The 10,462-nt window shown below is 52.1% G+C and carries 1 protein-coding gene; it reads left to right on the top strand.

The genetic code is table 11. The features are described 5' to 3' along the window. Positions 1-323 precede the first annotated feature (323 nt). Positions 324-10,388 (top strand): hypothetical protein, encoded by a 10,065-nt coding sequence (locus tag AB0L18_RS02895; RefSeq protein WP_367391081.1) that lies wholly within the window; start codon positions 324-326, stop codon positions 10,386-10,388. Positions 10,389-10,462: the final 74 nt, after the last annotated feature.

The following is a 10,462-nucleotide window of genomic DNA, read 5'->3' as shown; positions in this document are numbered from 1 at the left end:
CGAGGGCGGCAGCGTAGTGTGGCAGGAGGATGCTCCCGTGGAAGTGCTGGGCGGTATCGACAGCCGCCTGCCTTGATAATTTTGTCTGAGTTTTTGTCCGAGTGGCAAGTGGCCGATTCTTGGCGGTTTGTTACTTCCTTTGCCCGGCAAGCGTTGTTACCGGACGGGAACTAAATAGATTCAGAATCTATTCTCGTCAAATTTCTATACTGTCTTCCAGGTCCAAACGATGGACACAAAAGAGTATTACATGGACACGAAAAATTACAACCTGGCCTTTCCAGTCTATCAAATGATTTTAATTATTAATAATTTTAATACTCATGAAACACTACTTTACGACGACCTCTTTTTTTGCTTCAGTGTTTAAATTAAGTCGAAGTACACTATTATGGGCAACATTTTCGCTTTATAGTGTTGTCTCATTTGCCCAACTTACGGTCACGTACACTACCTCTCCCTTTTTAGAGTTGGATAGTAACATGCCTGGGACTGAAGGGCCTACAGCTAATCACGTTGGCTTTGTAATTACCAACACCTCCGCCAATGACTATACCAACCTGACCGCAACCATTAGCATATCAGGTGCCGCCGGGTATGCTTTGGTGGGCGGCTCATCTGCTACAGTCGAAATCGGTAATGGAGGCAATTTAAACGCCGGCCAGTCCGATGTAGTGTATTGGTTTATACAATATCCGACAGTGTTTGATGCAAATGCCACGCTTACAGTTACCCTCAACGGAGCAGGAGGGCCAATACCTGCACCATTTAACCAGAATGTCTCTACGCGCTCTACCATCAGCGCAAACGCAGGGGGATTGGTAGAAAGTGTTATAATTGGCCCGGGTGTTTTTGTTGGTCAGTTATTGTATTACGATGTAGAATATTCCTTTGGTAATATCAAGACAGGTGATGAGGTACACATGCAACCCGCCGGGAACCCTGGTTTCAACGTAGATTGTTTCCAACTGGTAGATGCCGAAGTGTTGGCATCCAGTATTCCTGGCATCAACGTGGGTACCGAAAATCAACTCTATTACATCGCTACTGGCAATGCCAATGGGAGCGGTATACCTGTTACCATCAGATACTTTTTTTATGTATCATGTGCCAGTACCGGCACCACCAATGCTTTACCTTATGCGTCTACATTGAGCGGTACTCAGTTTAAATACACCGGCAACTATGGAGATAATACCATTGTCATTCCGGACCCCCAACCTTCCATTTCTATTTCAAAATCGGTAACTCCAACCAATATCCCAGACCCGGCTACTGAATTGCCAGCTACGGTTACTTATACCGTAACGGTAACCAACATATCGTCTCAGCCCCTGGTTTTCCAAAAAATCACGGACATATTACCCAATTCACCAACGTTTGAATATGTCGATATTATGGCCGGTAGTGGGATTACAGCTTCCAACTCACTCTCTGTCCCGACACTTGGACAAACTGGTGCCATCATGTTTGATGCAGGTGATTTTCCTTCCAACCAGAATATTTCTGGTAACAATTACTACCTGCCGGTTGGAGGAAGTATCAGTGTGGTATACGAGGTCGAAATTACAGCTGCGACACCTTATCCTGCGGCTTATACCAACTCGGCTAATGCGACTGTGGGATCTTATATCACTCCCAATGCAAGTGCTACTGTGACACTGGGTAACCTTCAGGTTTCTGACCTTTCTATAGCAAAAGCTGTAAGTTATAGCAAACCTAATTTCGACGAAGTAATAACCTATACACTTACTATAACCAATTCAGGTGCAGACCCTGCAACGGGTGTTACCGTTTGTGATCTTATTCCAAACGGTATTATGTTCATTGCGCCGTCTGGCTCAACACCTGCTGTTAGTTCCACCAATTCAGCTTCTGGTGGTTTTACCGAATATTGCTGGTCGGGATTAAGCGTTCCTGTCAATGGTTCCATTACCCTGACTTATACTGCCAAGGCATTGGATAATGGCGGCGGGTGGGAAAACTACGCCCAGATTTCGGATGCAGATCAAATAGATCCGGATTCAGATCAGAACTCAGGGTTTCAAACTGATGATCTTGGTGATAATATTGCGGACGATGATGAAACCAGTGTGATCATAGAGCCTTGTGTGCCGGTTGTTTATACGGGTAACCAAATTATGGTACTGGATGCTTGTCCTAATTCACCCGCGACCGTGATCATCTCCGGTTTGCCTTTTACAGGTACTGCCCAAGTTGCGTTTGAAATCATTCCTACATCTGGGCCTAATATTACGGGTATTTCCAGTATTATTGAGGTTGTGTCTGGTACAGTAACTTTCTTTATTCCTGGGTTGCCTGTAGGTACATATGTCATGAATACCTTGACTATTTATGAAGGCAGCGAGGGCGGTTGTAGAAGTGGCATCTCAGGATTGAATATTACCTTTATTATAGGTGATACTACACCTCCCATGATTACTTGCCCGGCCAATGAAATAGTAAGCTGTGCCAGTTTGGTGCCTCCTGTTAATTTTGACGATGTAGTTGCTACTGACAACTGTGGTACGGCAACTACTATGCAGGTTGGCGGCGATGTAATTACACCGGGTAGCTGCGCCAACCGATTCACCGTCACACGTACCTTCAAAGCTACAGATGGTGTTGGTTTGATGGCGACCTGCATGCAGACCATCACCGTCATCGACAATATCGATCCAGACCTTACCGGATGTGCTAACCGCGACGCAAGTGCAGAATGTGGACAGGACGACATCGCCGCGTGGCATGCTGCCAACCTGGCTGCACTAGCAGCCTGTGCAACCGACGCCTGTGGTAATGATCTGAGCGTGACCAGCGATTTTGCTAACGCGCCTTTTGTCGTCGATTGTGGGACTACCGGTACAACAACCGTTACCTACACCGTCACGGATGATTGTGATAACAGCACCGACTTTGTGGCTACCTACACCGTAGAGGACACCACTGACCCAGACCTTACCGGATGTGCTAACCGCGACGCAAACGCAGAATGTGGACAGGACGACATCGCCGCGTGGCATGCTGCCAACCTTGCTGCACTGGCAGCTTGTGCAACCGACGCCTGTGATAATGATCTGAGCGTGACCAGCGATTTTGCTAACGCGCCTTTTGTCGTCGATTGTGGGACGACCGGTACAACAACCGTCACCTACACCGTCACGGATGATTGTGATAACAGCACCGACTTTGTCGCTACCTACACCGTAGAGGATAGCACTGATCCAGACCTTACCGGATGTGCTAACCGCGACGCAAGCGCAGAATGTGGACAGGACGACATCGCCGCGTGGCATACTGCCAACCTTGCTGCACTGGCAGCCTGTGCAACCGACGCCTGTGATAATGATCTGAGCGTGACCAGTGATTTTGCTAACGCGCCTTTTGTCGTCGATTGTGGGACTACCGGTACAACAACCGTTACCTACACCGTCACGGATGACTGTGATAACAGCACCGACTTTGTGGCTACCTACACCGTAGAGGACACCACTGATCCAGACCTTACCGGATGTGCTAACCGCGACGCAAGTGCAGAATGTGGACAGGACGACATCGCCGCGTGGCATGCTGCCAACCTTGCTGCACTGGCAGCCTGTGCAACCGACGCCTGTGGTAATGATCTGAGCGTGACCAGCGATTTTGCTAATGCGCCTTTTGTCGTCGATTGTGGGACTACCGGTACAACAACCGTTACCTACACCGTCACGGATGATTGTGATAACAGCACCGACTTTGTGGCTACCTACACCGTAGAGGACACCACTGATCCAGACCTTACCGGATGTGCTAACCGCGACGCAAGCGCAGAATGTGGACAGGACGACATCGCCGCGTGGCATGCTGCCAACCTTGCTGCACTGGCAGCCTGTGCAACCGACGCCTGTGATAATGATCTGAGCGTGACCAGTGATTTTGCTAACGCGCCTTTTGTCGTCGATTGTGGGACTACCGGTACAACAACTGTTACCTACACCGTCACGGATGACTGTGATAACAGCACCGACTTTGTGGCTACCTACACCGTAGAGGATACCACTGATCCAGACCTTACCGGATGTGCTAACCGCGACGCAAGTGCAGAATGTGGACAGGACGACATCGCCGCGTGGCATGCTGCCAACCTGGCTGCACTGGCAGCTTGTGCAACCGACGCCTGTGGTAATGATCTGAGCGTAACCAGCGATTTTGCTAACGCGCCTTTTGTCGTCGATTGTGGGACTACCGGTACAACAACCGTCACCTACACCGTCACGGACGATTGTGATAACAGCACCGACTTTGTGGCTACCTACACCGTAGAGGACACCACTGATCCAGACCTTACCGGATGTGCTAATCGCGACGCAAGCGCAGAATGTGGACAGGAGGACATCGCCGCGTGGCATGCTGCCAACCTTGCTGCACTGGCAGCCTGTGCAACCGACGCCTGTGATGATGATCTGAGCGTGACCAGCGATTTTGCTAACGCGCCTTTTGTCGTCGATTGTGGGACTACTGGTACAACAACCGTCACCTACACCGTCACGGACGACTGTGATAACAGCACCGACTTTGTGGCTACCTACACCGTAGAAGACACCACAGATCCAGATCTCACCGGATGCGCCAACCGCGACGCAAGCGCAGAATGTGGACAGGACGACATCGCCGCGTGGCATGCTGCCAACCTTGTTGCATTGGCAGCTTGTGCAACCGACGCCTGTAGTGATGATCTGAGCGTGACCAGCGATTTTGCTAATGCGCCTTTTGTCGTCGATTGTGGGACTACCGGTACAACAACCGTCACCTACACCGTCACGGATGATTGTGATAACAGCACCGACTTTGTCGCTACCTACACCGTAGAGGACACCACTGACCCAGAATTTGATCAAGCCTTACCTGGTGACGAAACAGTAGAATGTGATGCCGTCCCTGCCCCCGCAGTACTGACGGTGACCGATAATTGTGATACGGATGTAACGGTAGGCTTCACCGAAATGCGCACCAATACAGGCTGTCTACAGGAATACACATTGACGCGTACCTGGGATGCCGCTGATGATTGTGGTAACCCGATTTCGCATACGCAAGTCGTGACGGTGGTCGACACCCAAGCACCGACTCCCGTGTGCAACACCATCCGTATCTTCTTATCTGCCAGCGGTCAGTACACGCTGACGCAAGCCGATATTGACGCGATCGCTGCTGGTTCTTCAGACAACTGTGATGTCGACTTCACCTACATGGTGGACCAGACCTTCTTCGATTGTTCAGACATCGATCTGACCATCGGAGCGATTGGCGGCACAGAGGTAGAACTGACGGTCACCGACTGTGCTGGTAACAGCGATGTTTGTACCGCTATTGTAGAAATCGACGATGCTGCTGTTCCTTTCGAATTTGGCTGTATTGCTGATTTGAACGTTACGCTGGGTGCTAACTGTGCCGCAACCATCACCCCTGACATGGTAGTGACGGGCTTCGACGATTGTATCGACAGCTACAACCTGATGGTCGATGGTTTGGATTCTGATCAGGCGGTTGGCTGTGGTGAGCACACCTACATGATCGAGCTGATCGAAGACGGTGAAATCGTCTACACCTGTTGGGGCAGCATCTTCGCCGAAGACAAGACCGATCCTGTTGTTACCTGCCCCGCCAACACGAGCAGTGTGACGATGGATTACGAAGCTCACCAGGCAAGCGGTAACCTGAATGCAGCTGATGCTACCTTGAACTTCAACGACAACAGCTGTTTGAACCAGGGCTTCCTGGCCGACGGCGTACACAACTACGATGTGATTACGTTCACGACGCCAGACTTTGCACTACCGGTTGATGTGTATACCTTCCTGGTGGATACGGATTGGGGCGATGGAAGCTTGTTCCTGTTCCAGGGTGGTTTCGATCCTGCGTCACCTTGTGAGAATATCCTCGGTTCCTCCGATGATGGTTTCGTCCCTGGTGGCAACCCCTTTGATCCTACCCTTCGTTTGAGCTTGCCTTTACAGCCGAACACAAGCTATACGCTGGTGCTGACGAACTGGTTGACAACTCAATTCGGCGACTGGACGGTGACGATCTATTCGGACAACAACACCGGTGTAACGGGTGCAGACTTCACGCCAGTAGCATTAACGCAAACTCGTGACCTGGTCTGTAACGACATCGACTTCATCCACTTTGAGACGCCTCAAAGCTGGATTGCCAGTGCAGATGGTACACTTGACTTCACGGCTACGCGCAACACCTTCTTCGGTGGAAGCACGGCTGCTTTGAACGCCTTCATCGCCAAGGTGAACCTGACTGGTTTCCCGGTAGTTGGCGACAACTGTGGCCCCGTACTGGTGACCTTGTCGGATGTTACCGACAGTGATGGTGACTGTGGCGACGAGCGCATTACGCGTACGTTCACGGTAGCCGATCGCTACGACGGCGTATGTATCGGCGCACCACGCACCGTAAGCTGCAACCAGGTGATTACCTTCCGCAAGCCTACAGTTGGAGACATTGTATTCCCTCCATTTGTGGTGCCGATTGAATGTGATGAAGACTATGCCACGGATGCCAATGGCAACCCACACCCATCTACGGCTGGTTACCCCTGGATACGTACAGCCTTTGGCTTCTACGATCTAGATCAGATCTACTGCAACATCGGCGCGTCTTACTCCGATGAGCCCCGGATCACGGTGTGTGAAGGCACTTACAAGCTGCGTCGCGAGTGGAACATCATCGACTGGTGTAACCCCGGAGGCTCTGGTACGCTGAACCAGCTGATCAAAGTCGGTGACTTCACCGGCCCCGTATTGACGGGTGTAGCGCCAACGCTGACAATCTCTACCTCTCCCTTGAGCTGTGTAGCGAATGTCCTGATCCCGACGCCAACGATCACCGATGGCAACGGCTGTTCAGATGTACATACGACAACCTACACCATCCTGGCCAACGGTGAGAGCTTCTTCGCTGGCGGTAACATCGCCGATAACGATGTGGTAGGTGTACCCGTAGGTACCCACACGCTGATCCTTTGTGCGGAAGATGCTTGTGGCAACGAGACCTGCGAGGAATACACGCTGATCATCCGCGACGAAATCGAACCTACAGCCAGCTGTGACGACGACCTCAACGTATCGATCGGTGGTGGTGATGTGCTCAACGGCATCGAAGGGATCGCGCGCATCTTTGCCACCGCGGTCGACGAAGGTTCTTCGGACAACTGTGGGGAAGTAAGCCTGGAAGTTCGCCGTAACTACTGGCGCAACGAAACCTGTGATCCTAGCGAAAACCGCTGGAGCCCATGGGGAGAGTATATCGACTTCTACTGCTGCGATATCAACAACGAAATTACGATTGAACTACGGGTAACGGACGAGTCAGGCAACCAGAACATTTGCTGGATGACCATCGTACCTGAAGATAAACTGAACCCTTACTGCTACGCACCAGCACCAGTGAATCTGAGCTGCAACGACCTTCCGCTGGCCTTCCCTGGAGACATCCAGACGGCTTACGACGAAGACTTCGCTGCGACCTCGATCATGATGAGCTCGATCTTCGGCGGTGCTACGGGTACGGACAACTGTGCGGTGGACACCATCGTAGAGCGCACGCCAAACATCCAGGTGAACGACTGTGGCTGGGGAACCATCACGCGTCGTTTCGAAGCCTGGCAGCTGCGCCCCGAGGGCGATGCCAATGGCAACGGTGCGATCGACATCAACGAAGTGTTCCGCTCGACGAACAGCTGTAGCCAGCTGATCACGATCACGGAAGTACACGACTTTACCATCGACTTCCCCGAAGATGTGGCCGCTGACTGTGGCGATCCGGAAGTACCGACGATCATCACCACCACCGCTGGTTGTGATGTGCTGAGTGTGAACATCGGCGATCCGGTCTTCTTTACCGCCAACGGCGATGCTTGCTACAAGTACTCGATCACCTACGATGTCATCAACTGGTGCGTGTGGGATGGTGAATACGAAGGACTGGTACTGCCCCGCATGACGGAAGACGACGGCGAATCACTACCGATTGACCGCGCCGTGGAAGGCAACGAACGCCCTGTAGTACGGGTAGTGAGTGGCTTTGGCCCTGTAGACAACAACTGTGATAACATCGCCGATGCTCAGCCGGGCATTCAGTACAGCGTAGTGATCGACCGTGACCACACCGACCGCGATGGAGACTCTGATATTCCGAACACCGTTTACGACAACATCCCCGGCAACAACATCGGTTGTATTCCAGCCGATCAGTTTGGACGTCGCAACTTCGGTCGCTACATCTACACGCAATACGTGAAAGTATACGACTCAACAGCCCCAGTGGTAACTGTTGGTGAATACGGCGGCCCAACGGCCAACTGTCCTAACCTGTTGCCTGGTCAGTTTGGTGATGACGACGGTGATTGTCAGGAAGCAGTCAGCATTCCATTCAGCGTAGCTGACGAGTGTGAACTGTTTGACCTGGACGGTGTGCTGGTGGTCAACATTGTATCTGCCCAGCTGGATGCCTTCGCAGTAGACGCTAACGGCGACGGTGACATCAAGTCGAACGAGTTTGTAGCTGATGCCAACGTACTGAGCAACATCACCAGCAATGGTGACGGCACTTACCTGTTCACAGGAACGTTCCCGATCATTACCTCAGCGATGGGTGATAACATCTACCACGCGGTACGCATCCTGTTTGAGGATGGCTGTGGCAACCAGACCAGCGAGACCATCGTCTTCGATGTGATCGACTGCAAAGGCCCTGCTCCGGTATGTATCAACGGCCTGACGGTAACGCTGATGCCAACACCTGAGGGTGAAGGTTGTGCGATGGCGATCTGGGCGGCAGACTTTGAAGGTTCCCCAATTTCTGACTGTACGGGTCAGGGACCAGAACTCTTCGGCGGTCTACCTCGCGTGACGAAGTATGCGATCTACCGCGCAGCGGATGTAGAAGCTGATCCAAACTTTGTACCAAGCCCCGATGATATTGGATTGGTACTGACGGATGCGGATGAGCAGACCACGGTGGTTTACGTGTACGCCTTTGACGAAGAAGGTAACTACGACTACTGTGAGACTTATGTCCTGGTACAACTGCACGCTACGTGTAGCGGTGATGAAACCGGCACGATTGCAGGTATCATCATGACGGAAGGCAACGAAGCGGTCGAAGGCGTGGAAGTGAGCATCAACGGTGGCATGACCGCTACGATGACTACGAATACGACTGGAACGTACAGCTTCAGCAACCTGGCACTGGGAGGTGACTACTCGGTGACACCGTACCTGAATGCCAACCCGCTGAACGGAGTGACGACCTTCGATATCGTGAAGATCTCCAAGCACATCCTCAACGTGGAGCCACTCGTTGGGCCTTACAAGCGCATTGCCGCGGATGCCAACCGCAGTGGAACGATTACGACGCTGGATTTGATCCAGATTCGTAAGCTGATCCTCAACGTGATCACGGCGTTCCCCAACAATACGAGCTGGCGCTTTGTGGATGCAAACTACGAGTTCCCAGAGAGCACGAACCCCTGGTACGAGACTTTCCCTGAGTTGATCAATGAGAACAACCTCCCGGGAGATGTGCTGGATGCGGACTTCGTGGGTGTGAAGATCGGTGATGTGAACGGCAGCGCCCAAGCCAATGCTTTGGCCGGCGATGACCGTACCCTCAACGGCACCTTCCACCTCCAAGCGGAAGACATCGACCTGAAGGCGGGCAATACCTACACCGTAGCCGTGACAGCAGAGAACCTGAACCAGATCGAAGGCTACCAGGGTACCCTACAACTAAGTGGAGTAGAACTGGTGGACATCGAATACGGACAGGCACAAGCCGAAAACTTCGGCCTGCGCTTCGTAGACGAAGGCACCATCACCATGAGCTGGAACCACAACGGTGGCGGTACTACAACCGATGTCCTATTCAGCCTGGTACTACGAGCAAGTGAAGACCAGCCCCTGCGCGAAGCGCTGAGCATCTCTAGCCGTTACACGGCTGCGGAGGCCTACCCCTCTGTCCTTACGGACATCTCCCCTGAGAGGGGAGAACAGGTGTTTGACCTGGGGATTGAATTTACCAATGGTTGGAACATTGCTGCGGAGTTTGAATTGTACCAGAACACGCCGAACCCTTTTGCAGCGGCAACCTTGATTGGGTTCAACCTGCCAGAGGATGCAACTGCAACGGTAACGATCAACGATGCCAGCGGACGGGTACTGACGATCATCAAAGGCGATTACGCTGCTGGTTACAATACGATCAATGTCACCAAGCAGATGATCAAAGGTGCTACGGGCGTACTGAGCTACACCGTAGAAACCCGTCTGGCCAATGGCGAAGCCGGACAGGCCGGCGATCATCGAGCTACGAAGCAGATGATTGTAGTGGATTAATAGTTTGCTGGTTTGATCGTTCGATCGTTGGATGGTTAGGCCATGAAAATAGAAAGCGGCAGTTCCTGGAGATG

Source organism: Lewinella sp. LCG006 (assembly GCF_040784935.1).
Taxonomy (GTDB): domain Bacteria; phylum Bacteroidota; class Bacteroidia; order Chitinophagales; family Saprospiraceae; genus Lewinella.
Note: the sequence above shows the minus strand (reverse complement) of the source record. Positions and strands in the feature narration are given on the sequence as shown.